We start from the raw sequence: 19,296 nt of genomic DNA on the forward strand, positions 1-19,296 counted from the left end.
AAAAGAAATCGAGATCGCCCGCGATGGCCTTTACCGACATTTTCATCAAACGACCGGTCCTGTCGGTCGTCGTCAGCCTGCTGATCCTGCTGATCGGCCTGCGCGCGGCAATGGTGCTGCCGATCCGGCAATATCCGAAGCTGTCGAATACGGTCATCAACATCACGACCGTCTATCCCGGCGCGTCCGCAGACCTGATCCAGGGCTTCATCACCACGCCGATCGAGCAGGCGGTCGCGTCCGCCGAAGGCGTCGACTACATCACCTCGTCCTCGGTGCTCGGCACCTCGACGATCCAGGTCTACATCAAGCTGAATTTCGATCCGAACCAGGCGCTCACCGAGGTGTTGGCGAAGACCAATTCAGTGAAGTACCTGATTCCGAAGGAATCCAACGACCCGATCGTCACCAAGACCACCGGCCAGACCACGGCCGTGATGTATCTCGGCTTCTCCTCGGACGAGCTGTCCGGCTCGGCCATCTCCGACTATCTGACGCGTGTGGTGCAGCCGGTGCTGTCGACCGTCGACGGCGTCGCCTCGGCCGACATTTTGGGCGGCCAGACCTTTGCGATGCGGCTGTGGCTCGATCCCGTGAAGATGGCGGGCCGCAACGTATCGCCGGCTGACGTTGCGGCGGCGATCCAGGCCAACAACTTCCAGTCCGCGGCCGGCCAGACCAAGGGCTATCTGATCGTCTCGAACGTCTCGACCAACACGGGCCTGACCAACGTCGATCAGTTCAAGAAGATGATCGTCAAGGCCAAGGACGGCGGCTTCGTGCGGATGGAGGACATCGCCACCGTCGAGCTTGCAGCCCAGAGCACGGATGCCAGCGTCGCCTTTAACGGCGAGCGCGCGATCTTCATTGGCGTGCAGGCGACGCCACAGGGTAATCCGCTGACGCTGGTCAAGGGTGTGCGCGCGCTGTTCCCCGAGCTCGAACGCAACCTCCCGCCCTCGATGAAGATGAAGGTCGCCTACGACTCGACCAAGTTCATCCAATCTTCGATCGACGAGGTGCGGAATACATTGGGCGAAGCCGTCATCATCGTGATCGTGGTCATTTTCCTGTTCCTGGCCTCGCTGCGCTCCGTCATCATTCCCGTCGTCACCATTCCGTTGTCGATGATCGGCGTCTGCACGATGATGCTGGCGCTGGGCTTCAGCTTCAACCTGCTGACCCTGCTCGCGATGGTCCTGGCGATCGGCCTCGTCGTCGACGATGCCATCGTCGTGGTGGAGAACATCCATCGCCATCTGGAGGAGGGCAAGACGCCGGTCCAGGCCTCGCTACAAGGCGCGCGCGAAATCGTCGGGCCGGTCATCTCCATGACCATCACGCTCGCCGCCGTGTACGCGCCGATCGGGTTCCTCGGTGGCCTCACCGGGTCGCTGTTCCGCGAATTTGCCTTTACCCTCGCAGGCTCGGTCATCGTATCAGGCGTGATCGCGCTGACGCTGTCGCCCATGATGTGCTCGGTGCTGCTGAAGAACACCGAAGAGGGCCGCTTCGCCAAGTTGGTGAACCGGGTGTTCGGCGCCATGACGCGGTGGTATGGCCGCAAGCTCGACCGCTCGCTCGACTACAAGGCCATCACCGGCCTGTTCGCCGTGACGATCCTGGGACTCGTCGGCTTCCTCTACATGAACACTTCGAAGGAGCTGGCGCCCGAGGAAGATCAGGGCATCGTGTTCGCGGTGACCAAGGCGCCGAAATACGCCAACATCGACTATGTCGATTTCTACGGCGAGAAGCTCGACAAGGAATTCCAGAAATTCCCCGAGACCGATCTGCGTTTCGTGCTGAACGGCATCAACGGCCCGCAAGGCGGCATTGCCGGCATGCTCTTGAAGCCCTGGGACGAGCGCACACGCTCGTCGATCGCCTTGAAGCCGCTGGTGCAGGCCGAGCTCTCCAAGATCGAGGGCGTGCAGGCGTTCGCGTTCAACCTGCCGCCATTGCCGGGCGGACCCGGCGGTCTGCCGATCCAGATGGTGATCAATTCCACGGCCAGCTTCCAGACCGTCTATGAGCAGATGGAGAAGCTGAAGGAGGCTGCACGCAAGAGCGGCATGTTCATCGTCTCCGATAGCGACCTCGCCTACAACCAGCCGAACGTCGAGGTGACGATCGACCGCACCAAGGCTCAGGACCTCGGCGTCAACATGCAGAACCTCGGCTCGACGCTCGCGGTGCTGCTCGGCGGCAATTACATCAACCGGTTCAACCTCGAGGGCCGCTCCTATCAGGTGATTCCGCAGGTGCCGCGCGGCAAGCGGCTGTCCCCGGAATCGCTCGGTGGCTACTATGTGACGACCAACACCGGGCAGCAGCTTCCGTTGTCGACCGTGGTCTCGATCAGGACCAAGACCGATCCGAATTCGCTGACGCACTACAACCAGCTCAATTCGGCGACGTTCTCCGCCGTGCCGATGCCCGGCGTGACCGTCGGCGCTGCGGTCGACTTCCTCGAAGGCGAGGCCAAGAAGCTGCCGCAAGGCTTCAGCCACGACTATCTGGCTGACTCCCGGCAATACGTGCAGGAAGGCAATCAGCTTGCCATCACCTTCGGCTTCGCGCTGATCATCATCTTCCTGGTGCTGGCGGCCCAGTTCGAGAGCTTGCGCGACCCGCTGGTCATCATGATCTCGGTGCCGATGGCAATCGTCGGTGCGCTGATCCCGCTGTTCTTCGGCATGGCGACCATAAACATCTACACCCAGGTCGGTCTGCTCACCCTGGTCGGCCTGATCACCAAGCACGGCATCCTGATGGTGGAGTTCGCCAACGAGCTCCAGGTTAACGAGCGGCTCGACCGCCGCTCGGCCATCGAGATGTCGGCCCGCATCCGTCTGCGGCCGATCCTGATGACCACGGCCGCGATGGTGACCGGCCTGATCCCGCTCCTGACCGCGACCGGCGCGGGCGCGGCCAGCCGCTTCTCGATCGGTCTCGTTGTCGTCGCCGGCATGTCGATCGGCACGCTGTTCACGCTGTTCGTGCTGCCGGCAGTCTATGTGGTGCTGGCGACCGACCATCGCGCGGCGGCCGATTCGGAGCGGAACAAGCAGATCGGCGAGCTGGACCTCGATTCAAAGGCGCTACGGCCGACCTGAGGCCGCTGGCAGGTTAGTCCCGAAAGGGCGGCAGCGGTGATCCGCTGCCGCCCTTTTTCGTTGGGTCTCGGGCGAGCTCCTTGCCGCGCTTGCGAGAGACAAGGTCCGGTCTTCTTGCTAGGTTCCGTGGAATGAGCCTGTCCCTCCACCCCGATACACCTCGAGCCGGGACATTGCCGAGCGCGGCCCCAGGCGAGGTCGCCTCCGGCGACACGGCGGGGCGCGGAATCCGGACCCGGCTCTTCGCCAAATACGTCGCGCTTTTCGTGGCGGTCGTCGCCATTGCGCTGCTCGCCAATGGCCTGTTCGAGGTCTACTTCTATTATCGCGAGCACAAGGCCGCTCTGATCCGGGTCCAGCACGAGCAGGCCGAGGCGGCCGCTGCCAAGATCGGCCGGTTCGTCAAGGAGATCGAGAGCCAGCTCGGCTGGACCACGCAGCTGCCCTGGTCGGGCGGCTCGATCGAGCAGCGCCGGTTTGACGCGCTGCGCCTGTTGCGCCAGGTCCCTGCGATCACCGAGCTGGCCCAGGTGGATTCGACCGGCAAGGAGCGGCTGCGGGTCTCGCGGCTGGCGATGGACGCGCTCGACAGCGGGATCGACCTGTCGAGCGATCCGAAGTTCACCGAGGCGGTCGCGCGCAAGGTCTATTACGGGCCGGTCTATTTTCGCCGGGAGTCCGAGCCCTACATGACGCTGGCGCTTGCGGGCGCACGCAAGGATGCCGGCGTCAGCATCGCCGAGGTCAATCTCAAGCTGATCTGGGACGTCGTGTCCCAGATCAAGGTCGGCGAGCACGGCAACGCCTACGTGGTCGGCCCGGAGGGCCGCTTGATCGCGCATCCCGACATCAGTCTCGTGCTGCGCAACACCGACATGTCCGGCCTTGCGCAGGTACGCGCCGTGCAGGCCGGCGGCGCCATGCCTGACGTGCTTTCCGAGGCCCACAACATCCAGGGGCAGAAGGTGCTGACCGCATCGGCCCCGATCGAGCCGCTGCGCTGGACCATGTTCGTCGAGCTGCCGGTCGAGGAAGCCTATGCCGCGCTCTATGCTTCGTTGCAGCGCCTTGCAATCGTGCTGCTCGCGGCATCCATCTTCGCGGTGCTGGCCGGGATCTTCCTGGCGCGCCGCATGGTCGGGCCGATTCAGGCGCTGCGGAGCGGCGCGGAACGAATGGGCGGTGGTGATTTCTCCCAGCGCATCTCGATCAAGACCGGCGACGAGCTCGAAGGGCTCGCCGACCAGTTCAACGACATGGGCGCGCGCCTGCAGGAATCCTATGCGGACCTCGAGAACAAGGTCGAGAAGCGGACCGCCGAATTGCGCGAGTCGCTCGAGCAACAAACGGCGACGTCGGAGGTGCTCGAAGTCATTAGCTCCTCTCCGGGAGAGTTAGAGCCGGTGTTTCAGAAGATGTTGGAGAATGCTACCCGCGTCTGCGGTGCGAATTTCGGCACGATGAATCTGTGGGACGGCCAGAAATTCAACATCGTCACCGACTACAACATTCCGCCCGATTTCTCCGCCTTCCGTAAGCGGACTCCGATCTTCCCACATCCAGGAACGACGCTGGCTGCAATCATCGCGACGCATCAGCCCGCGCAGATCAATGACTTGAGGGAAAGTCCTGGGTACAAGGCCGGTGTTCCCTTTGTCGTCGGAATGGCCGACGTTGCCGGCGCCCGAACCCTTCTCTCCGTACCCATGCTGAAAGAGGATGATCTGATCGGCGCGATGACGATTTTTCGACAAGAGATTCGCGGCTTCACGGACAAACAAGTCGCGCTGGTGGAGAACTTTACCAAGCAAGCCGTCATCGCGATCGAGAATACGCGCCTGCTGAAGCAATTGCGCGAGCGTACGACCGAGCTATCGCAATCGCTCGACAATCTGCGCACCGCGCAGGACCGCCTGATTCAGACCGAGAAGCTCGCTTCCCTCGGCCAGCTCACCGCCGGCATCGCCCACGAGATTAAGAACCCGCTCAACTTCGTCAACAACTTCTCCGCGGTCTCGACCGAGCTGATCGACGAGCTCAACGAGATCCTGCAATCGGCCGCGCTCGACGGCAAGACGAAGGAGGAGGTCGACGAGCTGACCGGCATGCTCAGGGCCAATCTCGAGAAGGTGGTGCAGCACGGCAAGCGTGCCGATTCCATCGTCAGGAACATGCTGCTGCATTCGCGTCAGGGTTCCGGCGAGCATCGCGCCGTCGACATCAATGCGGTGGTCGAGGAGAGCCTCAATCTCGCCTATCACGGCGCGCGCGCCGAAAGGCCTGCCTTCAACGTCACGCTCCAGCGCGATTTCGACCCGGCTGCCGGCATGATCGACGTCTATCCGCAGGAGATCACGCGCGTCTTGCTGAACCTGATCTCGAACGGCTTCTATGCCGCGACCAAGCGCAAGGAGAGCGAGGGCGATGCATTCGAGCCCACCTTGCGCGCGGCAACGAAGAATCTCGGCGACAGGATCCAGATCCGGATTCGCGACAACGGCACCGGGATTCCAGCCGAGGTGAAGGAAAAGATGTTCAATCCCTTCTTCACCACCAAGCCGGCCGGCGAGGGCACGGGACTCGGCCTTTCAATGAGCCACGACATCGTGGTGAAACAACACGGCGGCACGATCGACGTGGACACCACACAAGGTGTATTCACCGAGTTCATCATCACGCTGCCGCGGACGATGGCAGCGGGCGACACTTCCGGAGGAAAGTCTTGAACGTTTACATCCTGGTCGTCGATGACGAGCCCGACGTCGAGGCATTGTTTCGGCAGCAGTTCCGGCGCGACCTGCGCGCCGGCCGGTTTCAGATGGAGTTTGCCCTCTCGGCCCCCGAGGCGCTCGAGCGCGCCGCCGAAGTCCGTGATCCCTCGCTGATCCTGATCCTGTCGGACATCAACATGCCCGGCATGAGCGGGCTCGACATGCTGCCGAAGGTGCGTGCCGCGCATCCCGATGTTCCCGTCATCATGATCACGGCCTATGGCGATGCCGAGACGCGCCGCAAGGCGATCGAACGGGGCGCCGTCGGGCTCCTCACCAAGCCGATCGACTTTGCGCTGCTGCGCCAGGAGATCGACACGAGGCTCGAGCAAGCCGCATGACTGCGACCATCCTCTTCGTCGACGACGAGCCGGATCTCGAGGCGCTGATCCTGCAGAAATTCCGCAGGCAGATCCGCGATGGGCAGCTCGCGCTGATCTTCGCGCGCGACGGCCTAGAGGCGCTGGAAGCGCTGGAGCAGAATCCGCATGTCGACATGGTGGTCTCCGATATCAACATGCCGCGAATGGACGGCCTGTCGCTACTCGCGAAGCTCCAGGAGGCCCAGGAGAAGAAGTCGACCATCATCGTCTCGGCCTACGGCGACATGAGCAACATCCGCACCGCCATGAACCGCGGTGCGTTCGACTTCCTGACCAAGCCGATCGACTTCGCCGACCTCGAAGCTACGATCGAGAAGACCGTCCGCCATGTGGAGATGCTGCGCGAGGTGCGGCGGCGCCAGATGGAAGCCGAGCGCGCCCATGCCTCGCTGTCGCGCTTCTTCTCGCCGGAGATTGCAAGGCGGCTGGCCGCGAACGTCGATGGCGACGGCATTGAGGTGCAGTGGCGCGATGTCGCCACCCTGTTCACCGATATTACCGGCTTCACCTCGCTGGTCGAGACCGCGCCTCCGCAGACCCTGGGCGAGCTCCTCAACGAATATGTCGGCGGCATGACCGAGATCGTCTTCGCCCATGAGGGGACGGTCGCCAAGATCATCGGCGATGCGATCCAGGTGCTGTTCAACGCCCCCGGCGACCAGCCGGACTATGCAACGCGCGCGGTCGCCTGTGCCCATGCTCTCGACGCCTGGGCGGAGGACTTTTCGGCGCGCTGGAAGGCAAGAGGCGTGAATTTCGGAGCTACCCGCATCGGCGCTCATGCCGGTCCGGCGCTGGTCGGCAATTTCGGCGGCAACCGTTTCTTCGACTACACGGCCTATGGCGACACCATCAATATTGCGGCCCGGCTTGAGGCGGCGAACAAGCACCTGGGAACGCGCATTTGCGTTAGTGCCAGCGTTGCGAATGGGGCCGAAAACTTTCGTGGCCGTCCCGTGGGCGACCTGATGCTGCGCGGACGCAGCGAGCCGCTGCGCGCATTCGAGCCGCTGCCGCAGGCGAGGTTCGAGGCGCCAGCGACGGCGCAATATGCCGAAGCGTTTGCCAAGATGGAGGCCGGCGATGCCGCGGCCATGCCGTCCTTCGCCGCGCTGGTCGGCATGCACGCCGACGATCCGCTGGCCGGATTTCACCTGAAGCGCCTGCTCAACGGCGCCAAGGGCACTCGCATGCAACTGGAATAGGAGTCCGTCATGACGCGCGAATTCTCGGCCGGCAACTATCGTTTCATCCCGTCCGTGTTCCAATATTCCGCCGGTGCTGCCGCGGATGAGGGCTACGAGATCGAGCGGGTCCGGTTCGACCGCCTGGTGCCGCTCGCGGAAGGGTTTGCGCTGGCCGCAAAGTTCATCCAGGAGGCGGGTCGTCCGCTGACGGCATTCTGCGCCTGCGAGCTGCGCTCGCCCGCGGCCTTCAGCGAAGAAGGCTTTCGCGCGTTCAATCTGCACTATGTGAAGACGCTGTCCGAATGGGGCATCTTCGACGGCACTACCAATCCGGTGGCGCGCAGCAATGTCTGCCCCGAGATCGATCCGCCGTCCGAACCGTCGTTCTATGCGTTCTCCTTCACGCGTCCGACGCGGTCAGATTTGCCGAGCTTCGTCATCGCCGGCGGCGCCGAGGCGCGCGAGGGCAGCGGCTCCTATGTCGAGCGCACGGTGCGCTACCGCGATCTCAGCCCGGAGGGGCTGCGCGAGAAGGTGCGCTTCACCACCACGTCGCAGATGGAAAACCGGATGGCGGCCTTCGGCTTCGGCTGGAAGGACACGACCGGGGTGCAGGCCTATTCCGTGCACGACTTTCACCATGCGCTGGTGGACGAACTGGTCCGTCGCGGCGCGCTCCGCTCCGGGCTGACCTGGCATTTCGCCCGTCCGCCGGTGGTCGATCTGGAATTCGAGATGGATTGCCGCCGCGTGCTGCGGGAGGTGGTGGTCTGAGCTCCTCACCAAGAGGAATAATCAGCGCTGCCTTGGGTCGAGTGCGTCGCGCAGCCCGTCGCCGAGCAGGTTCAGCGACAGCACGACGAGGAAGATCGCAAGGCCCGGCCAGATTGCCATCCAGGGCGCCTGGGTCAGGAAGCGTTGTGCCGCGTTGAGCATGCTGCCCCAGGACGGCGCCGGCGGCTGCTGGCCGAGGCCGAGGAAGGAGAGGGCGGCCTCGGCGATGATGGCCGCAGCGATCGAGAGCGTCGCCTGCACCAGAAGCGAGGGGAGGATGTTCGGCAGGATGTGCGAGAGCGCGATCCGCCACGGCGGATTGCCGAGTGCGCGCGCGGCCTCGACATAGTCTTCGGCTTTGACGACGAGCACCTGGCCGCGGGTCAGGCGGATGAAGATCGGCGTCGCCGAGATGCCGATCGCAATCATGGCATTGCCGAGGCTCGGGCCGAGGAACGCGGCGAGCGCGATCGCCAGGATCAGGAACGGGCAGGCCAGCATCGCATCGGTGATGCGGCTGATCAGCGCGTCGGTGAAGCCGCCGCGGTAGCCGGCGAGGAGACCGAGCGGCACGCCGATGCTGAGCGCGATCGCCACCGAGATCAGGCCTGCGAGCAGCGAGGCGCGCGCGCCGTAGACGACGCGGCTGAGGATGTCGCGGCCGAGCTCGTCGGTGCCGAACCAGTGGGCCGAGGTCGGCGGTTTGCGCACCAGGCTCCAGCTCGTCGCGATGGGATCATAGGGCACGATGAGCGGAGCGAGCACGGCAAGGGTGATGAATATCGTGAGCACGACGAGCCCGAACACCGCTGCCTTGCGCTTGAACAGCCGCCGACGCGCGCGGCGGGCCGGGCTATCCAGCTCGTCGGCTCGCGTGAGAGGACTCGGCAGCGCGGCGTCGGTCATGATCAGCCCCGAAGCCGCGGATTGACGAGGATGTAGGCGATGTCGGCCACCAGATTCAGCGTGATGTAGACCGTGGCCGTGACCAGGACGACGCCCTGAACCACGGCATAATCGCGGTTGAATACGGCATCCACGATCAGCTTGCCGAAGCCGGGAATGGAGAAGATCTGCTCGGTCAGGACCGCGCCTGAGAGCAGCGTACCGAGCTCGAGCGCGCCGAGCGTGATGACGGGGGTCAGCGCATTGCGCATGGCATGCTTGAGGATCACCGTGCGCTCCAACAGCCCTTTGGCGCGCGCGGTGCGCACGTAGTCGCTTTCCAGCACCTGAAGCATGGCGCTTCGCGTATGCCGCATCAGGATCGCGGCGATCGCATTGCCGAGCACGAAGGCCGGCATGATGGTGACGGCCAGGCTTGCGCGCCAGTTCTCGGTGAGCGGCACGTAGCCGGAAGCCGGCAACCATCCAAGCTCGATCGAGAACAGGAAGATCAGCATGATTCCGAGCCAGAAGTTCGGCGTTGAGATGCCCCACAGCGCAAAGAGATTGGCGCCGTAGTCCCACGCGGAACCCTTCTTCACGGCCGCGACGATGCCGGCGGGAATGCCGATCAGCAGCGCGATCAGAATCGCCATCGAGCCGAGCTGCAGCGTCACCGGCAGCTTCTGCGCGATCAGCTCGCGCACCGGCATCTTATTGCGCAGCGACTCGCCGAAATCGCCCGAGAGCACGCCCTTGATCCAGTAGGCGTACTGCACCGGGACGGGCTGATCGAGCCGGTACTGGCGGCGGATCTGCTCGATCACGGCCGGGTCGCGCTCCTCGCCCGCCATCACCAGCGCGGGGTCACCCGGCAGCAATTGCTGCAGCGAGAAGATCAGCACCGAGACGAAGAACAGCGTCGGCACGATCTGCACAAGGCGGCGAGCGAGGAAGTTCAGCATCCTCGCAGCGTCACTTCAGCTTGAGGCCGACAACGCGGACGAGGCCGTCCGGCATTTGCCTGTAGCCTTCGAGCTTGGTCGTGTGCGCGATGATGATGCGGCGGTGGTAGAGGTAAAGCAGCGGCTCTTCCTCCTGGACCAGCTTGGCCAGGACCTCGTAGCTCGCCTTGCGCTTGGCGGGATCGGTGACGAGCCGCGCCTCCTCCAGCGCCTTGTCGGCCTGTGGATTGTTCCACCCACCATAGTTCTGGGGTGCGCCGTTGTGCAGGAACACGAAAGTGTTGCCGTCGGGATCGACGCGGCCGCTCCAGGCGAGCATGTAGGCCTGATAGTCGCCCGTCTCCGCCTGCTTCAACCCGGTTGCGAATTCGGTGAGGCGTATCTTCATGTCGAATCCGGCTTCCGCTGCCATCGACTGGATCACCTGCGCCGGTGTTTCGGTTTCCGCGCCCTTGGGCACCAGGAAGTCGACGCTGATCGGCGGCGTCACGCCGGCCTCCTTCAGCAGCGCCTTGGCCTTCTCGACGTTGCGGGGACGGATCGGAAGCGATTTCTGATAATAGGGATGATTAGGATTGACCCATTGATTGCCGACCTGAAACTCGCCGTTGAACACGACCTGATTGATCGCCTCGCGGTCGATGGCAAGATCGAGCGCCTGCCGCACCTTGGCCGATTGGCTGAGCGGGCCCTTGGCCTTGTCCTTGCCGATGTTGAGCGTGATGCCCTGATAGCCGAGCTCGATGGCGGTCGCGACCTTCAGCCGCGAGTCGGCGCGCACCTCCTTGAGATCGGTGGCGAGCACGCGCTCGATCAGGTCGAGGCCGCCGGATTTCAGGTTTGCGAGCCGCACGGTCGCATCGACGATCGGCTGGAACACGATCTTGTCGATGAAGACGTTGTCCTTGTTCCAGTAGTCGGCGAATTTCTCGAACACGATACGGTCCTGCTGCACGCGCTCGACGAACTTGTAGGGGCCGGCGCAGACCGGGCGAAGGCCGAACTTGTCGCCGGCCTCCTTGGCCGCCTTCGGCGACATCATCATTCCGGCGCGGTCGGTGAGCTGAGCGAGCAGGGGCGAGAACGGCGACTTCAACACCAGCTTGACCGTGAGGGGATCGACGATTTCGACGTGATCGACCGAGGCGAGCTCCGGCTTGCGGAACGAGCCGGGGAACGTCAGATGCCGCTCCAGCGAGAATTTTGCTGCCTCGGCATCGAACGGCTCACCGTCGTGGAATTTCACGCCGGGCCGCAGCTTGATGACCAGCGCCTTGCCGTCGTCGGCGGTTTCGCTCGAGAGCGCCAGCTGCGGCACGATGTTGAGCTTCTCGTCGATGTCGAACAGCTTGTCGCAGAAGGAGGAGAACACGATGCGGCCGACATAGGTGCGCGCCATCGTAGGGTCGAGGATATCGGGGTCTTCGGCGAGGCCGATGCGCAACGTGGTCTGGGCCTGCGCGGCCCCGATCGACACCAGCACAGCGGCGGCTGTTGCGGCCAGGCGAAACATCTTCATCGGTCAATCCCCATTGCTTCGGCTATTTCGTTGCGGACGCGGCGCACTGTATACCAACCCCGTCGGGGCTGCTGTCTTCCGTCTTTTGGCTGAAGGCCGCGACCAGCTTTGCAAGCGCCGGCGAAAACCCGCCGGCGGTGGGTAGAATGGCGTCGGCAGACGGCAGCTCCGCGGTGCGGTGACAGGCGGTGGCATGGCCGGTGCGGTCAGCTAGAAGCGCAGGCGCCTCATTGCGGCAGCGCTCGATCACGAACGGGCAGCGGGTGTGAAAGCGGCAGCCGGCGGGCGGATTGAGGGCGCTCGGGATTTCGCCCTCCAGCAGCACCGTCGTTCGTTTCGCCTTCGGCTGCGGCAGCGGGATCGCCGACAGCAGCGCGCGGCTGTAGGGGTGGCGCGGCGCGGCGAACAGCGCGTCGGCTTCCGCCGTCTCGACGATTTGGCCGAGATTCATCACCGCGACGTGGTCGGCGATGTGCTTGACCACGGCAAGGTCGTGCGAGACGAAGATGTAGGCGAGGCCAAGCCGGTTCTGGAGCTCGCGCAGCAGATTGAGGATCTGCGAGCGGATCGAGACGTCGAGCGCCGAGACCGGCTCATCGCAGATGATGAGCTTCGGCTCGACCGCGAGCGCGCGGGCGATCGCGATGCGTTGGCGCTGGCCGCCGGAGAATTCATGCGGATAGCGCCGGGCGAGGCGCGGCTCCAGCCCGACCAGCCGCAGCAGTTCGGCAACGCGCTCGGCCCGCCGCACCGGCGGCACCAGATCGTGCAGCGCCAGCGGCTCGGTCAGGATCTGGCCGACCGTCATGCGCGGATTGAGCGAGGCGTAGGGGTCCTGGAAGATGATTTGCGCCTCGCGGCGGAAGGCGCGCAAGGTCCCGGCGTCGAGCGCGAGCAGGTCGCGGCCGTCGAAGCGGATCATACCAGCGTCTGGCTCGATCAGCCGCAGCACCAGGCGGCTGACGGTGGACTTGCCGCAGCCGGATTCGCCGACCAGGGCCAGCGTCTTGCCGGCCTCCAGCGAGAAGGACACGCCATCGACCGCCTTGACGTGCGCCAACGCGCGGCCGAGCAGCGAGCGCTGAGCGACGAAATGCTTGACCAGGCCTTCGACTTCGAGGAGCGCCATCACGACACCAGCAATTCGAGCGGCGCGCGGATGCAGCGCGAGAGGTGGCCGTCGCTGAGTTCGACCAGTGGCGGCGGCACCTTGGTGCAGGCGTCGAGCACGAAGGGGCAACGCGCGGCGAAGCGGCAGCCGGCGGGCGGCTGTGCCATGTTCGGCACCATGCCTTCGATCGTCGCAAGCTGCTCGGCGCGGTGGTCGAGCCGCGGGATCGAGCCGAGCAGGCCGACCGTGTAGGGATGCTGCGGCGCGGAGAACAACTCGTCGACCGGCGCCCGCTCGACGATCTCGCCGGCGTACATCACCGCGACCTCGTCGCAGACCTCGGCGACGACGCCGAGATCGTGGGTGATCAGGATGATCGCGGCGCCGCTCGCGGCCTTCAGCTCGCGCATCAGCTCCAGGATCTGGGCCTGCAGGGTGACGTCGAGCGCGGTGGTCGGCTCGTCCGCGATCAGCAGCCGCGGGTCGCAGGCGAGTGCCATCGCGATCATCACGCGCTGGCGCATGCCGCCGGAGAGCTTGTGTGGGTAGTCGTCAATGCGACGCTCAGGCGAAGGGATATGGACGCGGCGCAGCAGCTCGATCGCGCGGTCGCGCGCGCTCCTCCGCGAGCCGCCGCGGTGACGCAGGATCGTCTCGATGATCTGGTCGCCGATCGTAAAGCTCGGATTGAGCGAGGTCATCGGCTCCTGGAAGATCATCGCCAACCGATTGCCGCGCAGATCGCGCAGGGTCTGGTCCGGCGTGGTCAGCAGGTCGAAACCGTCGAAGCGGATCGCGCCACTTATTTCCGCGCTCTGCTTCGGCAGCAGGCCCATGATCGCCAGCGACGTCACGCTCTTGCCGCAGCCGGATTCCCCGACGAGACCGAGCGTCGCGCCATTGGCGACGCTGAGATCGACGCTGTCGACCGCGTGGGTGATACGGCCGTCGTCGCCATGAAAGCGGATACGCAGATCCTTGATCTCGATGAGGGGGCCGGCGCTCATGATCGTCTCGCGCGCGCCGCTTCGATGCTGGCGTCGATGACGCTGCGATCGGTGTTGCCGGCCGGGTTCTGCCGCGTCGGCATGGAGGCGCGGAAATGCACCCAGAGCTCGTGGCTGACGCGCTCGAGCCGTTCGAGCTCACCGAGCGGATCGGAATGGTCGTCGGCGCGAATGTCGAGGGCCGGCCATTCCTCCTCGCCGTGGATCACGAGCGCGGCCGATTGTTTGCCGCGCTTGTCGCCGCCGGCGGCTTCGCCGGCGCGCATCGCCGCGATTAGTCGACGAGGGAAGGGCAGGCTGTCATTTGCGATATATGTCTTCGCGGTCTCGTCGAGCACGTCTGGGCCGGCGAGCATATTGCCGGCGATCGAGAAGCCGCTGCCCGCGACGTGGCCGCACCAATCAACGCAGTCGCGCCCGGTATGCGCGGCGATTGCGCCGCTGGCATCCATGATATGGACCTGGCGGCTCTCGCGGCCGCCATCGGTCGCCAGCAGCGTGGCGAGCACGTCGTGGGCGTTGAGGCCCTCGCGCAACAACTTGATGCCGTCGATGCCGTAATAGGGATTGACGAAGGCTTGTGTTGCGATCGCGCCGAGGCCGGCGGCAATATACGGCACGCGCGCGCCGACGGCGAAGAAGCGGGTCGCGACCGCGATTCCGAACTGGCCGGTGGCAGGATCGCGCGCGATGATCGACCAGGTCATGTGCTGCCTTCAGCGTCCCGCCGCGTAGCCCTGCATGCCGCGCGGATTGGCGGCGGCGCGCCGGCGCGGGCCCACGCGTGAGGCCGCGGTGAGGCGGCCTTCGGACCAGTCGGGGCCGACCTCGACGATATGTCCGCGCTCGCGCAGGTTCTCGATGGTTGCCTTCGGCACGCGGTTCTCGACCACGAGCACCCCGGGACGCGCGGTGCGAGGCCAGAACGAGATCGGGAAATGCTCGGAATGCCAGGCCGGCGCGTCGATCGCTTCCTGGAGATTGAGGTTGCAATGGACGTGGCGCAGGAAGAATTGCGTGATCCACTGGTCCTGCTGATCGCCGCCCGGCGAGCCCCAGGCGAGGTAAGGCTCGCCGTCGCGCAGCGCCATGGTCGGAGAGAGCGTCGTGCGCGGCCGCTTGCCCGGCGCGAGCGCGGCGGGATGGCCTTCCTCCAGCCAGAACATCTGGGCGCGGCTGCCGAGGCAAAAGCCGAGCTCGGGAATGATCGGCGAGGATTGCAGCCAGCCGCCCGACGGCGTCGACGACACCATATTGCCGTCCCTATCGATGATGTCGAAATGCACGGTGTCGCCGCGCACCTCGCCGAAGCGGCCCACGGTCGGCTCGCCGGCGCCGAGCGCGCCGACCGCCTCGCGCTGGCCCTCCGCGCGGCGCAGCTTGACGACACCGCCGAAGCCCTCGACAGAACCAGGGATGAAATCGAGCGAAGCCTTGTCGGTGACGAGCTTGCGGCGCTCGTCGTTATAGGTATCCGACAGCAGCGTTTCGATCGGGATCTCGTTGAACTTGGGATCGCCGTAGAATTTTTCGCGATCAGCAAAGGCGAGCTTGGCGCATTCGATCTGGAGATGGATGAACTCCGGCCCTGTCGGGTCGAGGCCGTCGAGCGCAAAGCCCTTCAGCAGCGCGAGCTGCTGCAGCGTGACCGGGCCCTGGCTCCATACGCCGGCCTTGCAGACCGTGTAGCGGCCGTAATCGTAGGTGAGCGGCGCCTCGACTGTCGGCTGCCAGCGCGCCATGTCGTCGGCGGAGAGCACGCCGCGATGTGGCGAGCCGCTGACGTCCATCACCTCCTGGGTTCGGCAGAACTTGTCGACGGCTTCCGCGACGAAGCCTTGCGACCAGGCTTTGCGCGCGCGCTCGATCTCCGCATCGCGGCCACCGCCGCCGCTTTCCGCCTCGCTCAGGATCCGAGCGTAGGTCGCAGCCAGTGTCTTGTTGGTGAACAGCGTGCCTGGCTTCGGCACTTCACTGTTCGGGAGGTAGACCGCGGCGGACGTCGGCCAGTGCTTGCGGAACAGCTGCTCGACGGTCTGGATCGTGGCGCAGGCGCGCTCGACCAGCGGATAGCCGTCGCGGGCGTAGAAGATCGCCGGCTCCAGCACGTCGCGCACGCGCATCGTTCCGTAGTCGCGCAGCAGCATCATCCAGGATTCGAAGGTGCCGGGAACGCAGGCGGCGAGCAGACCCGTGCCCGGCACCATGTCGAGGCCTTCGCTTCTGTAATGCGCGATGGTGGCCCGCGCCGGCGCCGGGCCCTGGCCGCAGATTACCTCGGTGCGGCCGCGCTTGACGTCATGCACGATGACGGGCACGTCGCCGCCGGGACCGTTCAGATGCGGCTCGACCACCTGGAGCGTGAAGGCGGTGGCAACGCCGGCATCGAAGGCATTGCCGCCCTTTTCCAGGATGGCCATGCCCACGGCCGTCGCAATCCAGTGCGTCGAGGCGACGACCCCGAACGTGCCCTCGATCTCGGGCCTCGTCGTGAACGGATCGGGATTGATATTACTGCCCATGGGACTTCACCACCTTATTTCCGGCGCGCGCAATTGATCACAGGGCCACGCCGCTTCCAAATGCGCAGGCTGCATGGCACGCGCGCGTCACGCCGGGACCGGCGCGGTGTTGACCGCATGGCAGGCGACGCCGTCGATTAGTTCCGGGGTTTCCTTGCGGCAGAGATCGAACGCCAGCGGACAGCGCGGATTGAAGGCGCAGCCGGAGGGCGGATTGATCGGGTTCGGAATTTCGCCCTTGACCGGAATGCGCTGGCGGCCGCTCATGGCAAGATCAGGCACGGCGCCCAGCAGCATCTTGGTGTAAGGCATGCGCGGATTGGCGAACAGCTCGCGTCCGTCCGCAATCTCGACGATACGGCCGAGATACATCACGCCGACGCGGCTCGCCATGTGGCGCACCACGGCGAGGTTGTGGCTGATGAACATGTAGGTCAGGCCGAACTTGTCCTGGAGGTCGCGCATCAGGTTCAGGATCTGCGCCTGCACGGAGACGTCGAGCGCCGAGGTCGGCTCGTCGCAGACGATGAATTCGGCGTCGGACGCGAGCGCGCGCGCGATCGCGATGCGTTGGCGTTGGCCGCCGGAGAATTCGTGCGGATATTTCAGCCGGTCGTCTGGATGCAGGCCGACGAGGCTGAGCAGCTCGCCGACGCGAGCCTGGATGTCGCGCTCGCCCTGGATCAGGTCGAAGGCACGGATCGGCTCGGAGATGATGGCATCGACCCGGAAGCGCGGGTTCAGGCTCGCATAGGGATCCTGGAAGATCATCTGGATGCGCCGGCGCAGCTTTCGCCGCGCTGGCGCCTGCCGCGGGTCGGTCATGGAGACGCCGTCGATCAGCACGTCGCCGGCGCTTGGCGGCAGCAGGCCGACGACCATGCGTGCCACCGTGGTCTTGCCGGAGCCGGACTCGCCGACCAGGGCAAACGTCTCGCCCTTCCTGATGTCGAAGGTAACGTGATCGACTGCCTTGAGATATTCGAGATGTCCGCCTTCAAGCACGCGGTTGAGCCAGGGTTTCGAGACGTCGAAGACGCGGCGCAGGTTTGTGGCCTGGACGAAGGGAGCACTCATGCCACGCTCTCCGCCGGCACGTCGTCATAGAGGTGGCAGGCCACCGATTGCGCGCCGCGCGGCAGCGGCTCCGGCCGATCGACACGGCAACGATCGAAGGCGAAGGCGCAGCGCGGATTGAACGAGCAGCCGCGCGGGATCGCCGACAGGCGCGGCATCGAGCCCGGGATCTGCACCAGGCGCTTGTCCTCGCCCGCAAGCGTCGGGATCGCGCCCATCAGGCCCTTGGCGTAAGGGTGCAGCGGATTCTTCACGACGTCCTGCACCGGGCCGATCTCGGCGACGCGGCCGGCATACATCACCGCGACGCGGTCGGAGGTTTCGGCGATCACGCCCATGTCGTGCGTCACCAGCATCACCGCGGTGCCGTGGTCGCGTCCGAGCCGCTTGATCAGCGAGATGATCTGGGCCTGCACGGAGACATCGAGCGCGGTGGTCGGCTCGTCCGCGATGATCAGCTCGGGCTCGGCACAGATCGCGAGCGCGATCACGACGCGCTGGCGCATGCCACCGGAAAACTCGTGGGGATAGCCGTCGATACGCTTTTCCGGCGCGGGAATGCCGACTTCGGCCAGGAGGTCGATGGCGCGGCGGCGGGCGGCCGACTCGGACAGATTGAGGTGGGTGCGGATCGTCTCCACGATCTGGTCGCCGACCTTGTACAGCGGATTGAGCGATGTCAGCGGATCCTGGAAGATCATGCCGATGCGCTTGCCCCTGATACGGCGCATCTCCTCCGGCGGCAGATTGTCGATGCGCAGGCCCGCGAGATGAATCTCGCCGCCGGCAATGCGGCCGGGCGGATCGATCAGGCCGATCACCGCGAGGCCGGTGACGGACTTGCCGGCTCCGGACTCGCCGACGACGCCGAGCACCTCACCTTTGGCGATGTCGAAGGAGACGCCGTCGATGGCGCGCAGCGTGCCGCGGCGGGAGGCAAACTCCACGTGAAGATCGCGCACGGAAAGGACGGGTTCGGTCATGGACGAGGCGTATTCATCGAAGCTTCGGATTGAGCGCGTCGCGCAGCCAGTCGCCGAGCAGATTGATCGACAGGATCAGCGCCGCGAGCGCGAGCCCCGGGAAGGCGACGATCCACCATTCGCCGGCGAACAGATAATTGTTGCCGATGCGGATCAGCGTGCCGAGCGAGGGCATGGTGTCGGGCAGGCCGACGCCGAGGAAGGACAGCGTCGCCTCGGTGATGATGGCGAGCGCAAGGTTGATGGTGGCGATGACCAGAATCGGGCCCATCGTGTTCGGCAGCACGTGCCGCAGCATGATCTTCGGCGCCGGCAGGCCGATCAGCTGTGCGGCGGCGACGTAGTCCTTGTTCTTCTCGACCATCACGGAGCTGCGCACCGTCCGGGCATAGCCAACCCAGAAGCTCAGGCCGATCGAGATCACCAGCACCACCAGCATGCTGGTGGCGTCCAGCCGGTTGCCGAGGATTGATTTCGCGATGCCGTTGACCAGCAGCGCGATCAGGATTGCAGGGAATGTCAGCTGCACGTCGGCGATCCGCATGATCACGCCGTCCACTGCGCCGCCGAAATAGCCGGCGATCAGGCCGAGGGCGATGCCGAGCGCGCCGGCGAAGATCACGCCGGCGACACCCACGGCGAGCGAGATGCGCATGCCATAGAGAATCGCGGAGAACACGTCGCGGCCCTGCTCGTCGGTGCCAAGCAGGAACGGGCTCTGGCCGTCCGCAGTCCACAGCGGTGAAATCCGCGAATTCATCAATTGCAGCTGTGCCGGATCGAACGGGTTCTGCACCGCGAGCACGGATGCAAAGATCGCAAGCAGGAAGAACAGGACCGTGATGGCCGCAGCCACCATGGTGAGCTTGGAGCGGCGGAACGAATAGAACAAGTCGCTGTCGAGCGTGCGGCTGAACCAGCCATGGGCGACCTGCACCGGCTGCGCGCTTTGCTTGTCGGAATTGGAAACGACTGCGTCGGACATGCAGGTTG

At 65.1% G+C, this 19,296-nt stretch carries 15 protein-coding genes; 5 read left to right on the forward strand and 10 right to left on the reverse strand.

Annotated elements, in window-relative coordinates:
* The first annotated feature begins 23 nt into the window (after positions 1–23).
* From N2605_RS09955 to cnbZ, 5 genes are all read left to right on the forward strand, one after another.
* Positions 24–3,119: a MexW/MexI family multidrug efflux RND transporter permease subunit gene (locus tag N2605_RS09955; protein WP_036025801.1), complete on the forward strand. Its 3,096-nt coding sequence runs from the start codon at positions 24–26 to the stop codon at positions 3,117–3,119.
* Between the two features lie 131 nt (positions 3,120–3,250).
* Positions 3,251–5,845: an ATP-binding protein gene (locus tag N2605_RS09960; RefSeq protein WP_260346476.1), complete on the forward strand. Its 2,595-nt coding sequence runs from the start codon at positions 3,251–3,253 to the stop codon at positions 5,843–5,845.
* On the forward strand, positions 5,842–6,231 hold the full coding sequence (locus tag N2605_RS09965; RefSeq protein WP_025034870.1) for a response regulator: 390 nt from the start codon (positions 5,842–5,844) through the stop codon (positions 6,229–6,231). The genes N2605_RS09960 and N2605_RS09965 overlap by 4 nt, the downstream gene beginning before the upstream one ends.
* Positions 6,228–7,478: an adenylate/guanylate cyclase domain-containing protein gene (locus N2605_RS09970; RefSeq protein ID WP_036004735.1), complete on the forward strand. Its 1,251-nt coding sequence runs from the start codon at positions 6,228–6,230 to the stop codon at positions 7,476–7,478. Before N2605_RS09965 ends, N2605_RS09970 begins: the two co-directional genes overlap by 4 nt.
* A 9-nt stretch (positions 7,479–7,487) precedes the next feature.
* A complete protein-coding gene (cnbZ, locus tag N2605_RS09975) occupies positions 7,488–8,234 on the forward strand; it encodes a 2-amino-5-chloromuconate deaminase CnbZ (RefSeq protein ID WP_260346477.1) in 747 nt (248 codons plus the stop codon).
* A gap of 21 nt (positions 8,235–8,255) precedes the next feature.
* Here cnbZ and N2605_RS09980 read toward each other — a convergent pair whose 3' ends face one another.
* The 10 genes from N2605_RS09980 to N2605_RS10025 all read right to left on the reverse strand — a co-directional run bounded on the left by N2605_RS09980 (position 8,256) and on the right by N2605_RS10025 (position 19,288).
* Positions 8,256–9,140 (reverse strand): ABC transporter permease, encoded by an 885-nt coding sequence (locus N2605_RS09980; RefSeq protein ID WP_260346478.1) that lies wholly within the window; start codon positions 9,138–9,140, stop codon positions 8,256–8,258.
* Positions 9,141–9,142: 2 nt separating this feature from the next.
* Positions 9,143–10,084 (reverse strand): ABC transporter permease, encoded by a 942-nt coding sequence (locus tag N2605_RS09985; RefSeq protein WP_025034874.1) that lies wholly within the window; start codon positions 10,082–10,084, stop codon positions 9,143–9,145.
* A 10-nt stretch (positions 10,085–10,094) separates the two neighbouring features.
* On the reverse strand, positions 10,095–11,603 hold the full coding sequence (locus tag N2605_RS09990; protein WP_260346479.1) for an ABC transporter substrate-binding protein: 1,509 nt from the start codon (positions 11,601–11,603) through the stop codon (positions 10,095–10,097).
* Positions 11,604–11,625: 22 nt separating this feature from the next.
* Entirely contained in the window at positions 11,626–12,732 is a 1,107-nt protein-coding gene (locus N2605_RS09995; RefSeq protein WP_260346480.1) for an ABC transporter ATP-binding protein, read from the reverse strand.
* A complete protein-coding gene (locus N2605_RS10000; protein ID WP_260346481.1) occupies positions 12,732–13,721 on the reverse strand; it encodes an ABC transporter ATP-binding protein in 990 nt (329 codons plus the stop codon). Before N2605_RS10000 ends, N2605_RS09995 begins: the two co-directional genes overlap by 1 nt.
* Positions 13,718–14,428, reverse strand: coding sequence for a DUF1028 domain-containing protein (locus N2605_RS10005; RefSeq protein WP_057027050.1), 711 nt, complete (start codon positions 14,426–14,428; stop codon positions 13,718–13,720). The genes N2605_RS10000 and N2605_RS10005 overlap by 4 nt, the downstream gene beginning before the upstream one ends.
* Positions 14,429–14,437: 9 nt before the next feature.
* Positions 14,438–16,243, reverse strand: a complete 1,806-nt coding sequence (locus tag N2605_RS10010) for a gamma-glutamyltransferase family protein (protein ID WP_260346482.1) — start codon at positions 16,241–16,243, stop codon at positions 14,438–14,440.
* Positions 16,244–16,330: 87 nt separating this feature from the next.
* The gene (locus tag N2605_RS10015; protein ID WP_036025780.1) at positions 16,331–17,320 is read right to left on the reverse strand and encodes an ABC transporter ATP-binding protein; all 990 of its coding nucleotides are present in this window, start codon (positions 17,318–17,320) and stop codon (positions 16,331–16,333) included.
* Positions 17,317–18,303: an ABC transporter ATP-binding protein gene (locus N2605_RS10020; RefSeq protein WP_057027053.1), complete on the reverse strand. Its 987-nt coding sequence runs from the start codon at positions 18,301–18,303 to the stop codon at positions 17,317–17,319. The genes N2605_RS10015 and N2605_RS10020 overlap by 4 nt, the downstream gene beginning before the upstream one ends.
* A 13-nt stretch (positions 18,304–18,316) precedes the next feature.
* A complete protein-coding gene (locus tag N2605_RS10025; RefSeq protein WP_225139584.1) occupies positions 18,317–19,288 on the reverse strand; it encodes an ABC transporter permease in 972 nt (323 codons plus the stop codon).
* Between the last annotated feature and the right edge of the window lie 8 nt (positions 19,289–19,296).

Origin of the sequence: Bradyrhizobium yuanmingense (assembly GCF_025200905.1) — a bacterium.
Taxonomy (GTDB): Bacteria; Pseudomonadota; Alphaproteobacteria; order Rhizobiales; family Xanthobacteraceae; genus Bradyrhizobium; species Bradyrhizobium yuanmingense.

Coding starts and splice junctions, on each gene's coding strand:
- N2605_RS09955 (WP_036025801.1), top strand. CDS start 24: ATGGCCTTTACCGACATTTTCATCAAACGACCGGTCCTGTCGGTCGTC.
- N2605_RS09960 (WP_260346476.1), top strand. CDS start 3,251: ATGAGCCTGTCCCTCCACCCCGATACACCTCGAGCCGGGACATTGCCG.
- N2605_RS09970 (WP_036004735.1), top strand. CDS start 6,228: ATGACTGCGACCATCCTCTTCGTCGACGACGAGCCGGATCTCGAGGCG.
- cnbZ (WP_260346477.1), top strand. CDS start 7,488: ATGACGCGCGAATTCTCGGCCGGCAACTATCGTTTCATCCCGTCCGTG.
- N2605_RS09980 (WP_260346478.1), bottom strand. CDS start 9,140: ATGACCGACGCCGCGCTGCCGAGTCCTCTCACGCGAGCCGACGAGCTG.
- N2605_RS09985 (WP_025034874.1), bottom strand. CDS start 10,084: ATGCTGAACTTCCTCGCTCGCCGCCTTGTGCAGATCGTGCCGACGCTG.
- N2605_RS09990 (WP_260346479.1), bottom strand. CDS start 11,603: ATGAAGATGTTTCGCCTGGCCGCAACAGCCGCCGCTGTGCTGGTGTCG.
- N2605_RS09995 (WP_260346480.1), bottom strand. CDS start 12,732: ATGGCGCTCCTCGAAGTCGAAGGCCTGGTCAAGCATTTCGTCGCTCAG.
- N2605_RS10000 (WP_260346481.1), bottom strand. CDS start 13,721: ATGAGCGCCGGCCCCCTCATCGAGATCAAGGATCTGCGTATCCGCTTT.
- N2605_RS10005 (WP_057027050.1), bottom strand. CDS start 14,428: ATGACCTGGTCGATCATCGCGCGCGATCCTGCCACCGGCCAGTTCGGA.
- N2605_RS10010 (WP_260346482.1), bottom strand. CDS start 16,243: ATGGGCAGTAATATCAATCCCGATCCGTTCACGACGAGGCCCGAGATC.
- N2605_RS10015 (WP_036025780.1), bottom strand. CDS start 17,320: ATGAGTGCTCCCTTCGTCCAGGCCACAAACCTGCGCCGCGTCTTCGAC.
- N2605_RS10020 (WP_057027053.1), bottom strand. CDS start 18,303: ATGACCGAACCCGTCCTTTCCGTGCGCGATCTTCACGTGGAGTTTGCC.
- N2605_RS10025 (WP_225139584.1), bottom strand. CDS start 19,288: ATGTCCGACGCAGTCGTTTCCAATTCCGACAAGCAAAGCGCGCAGCCG.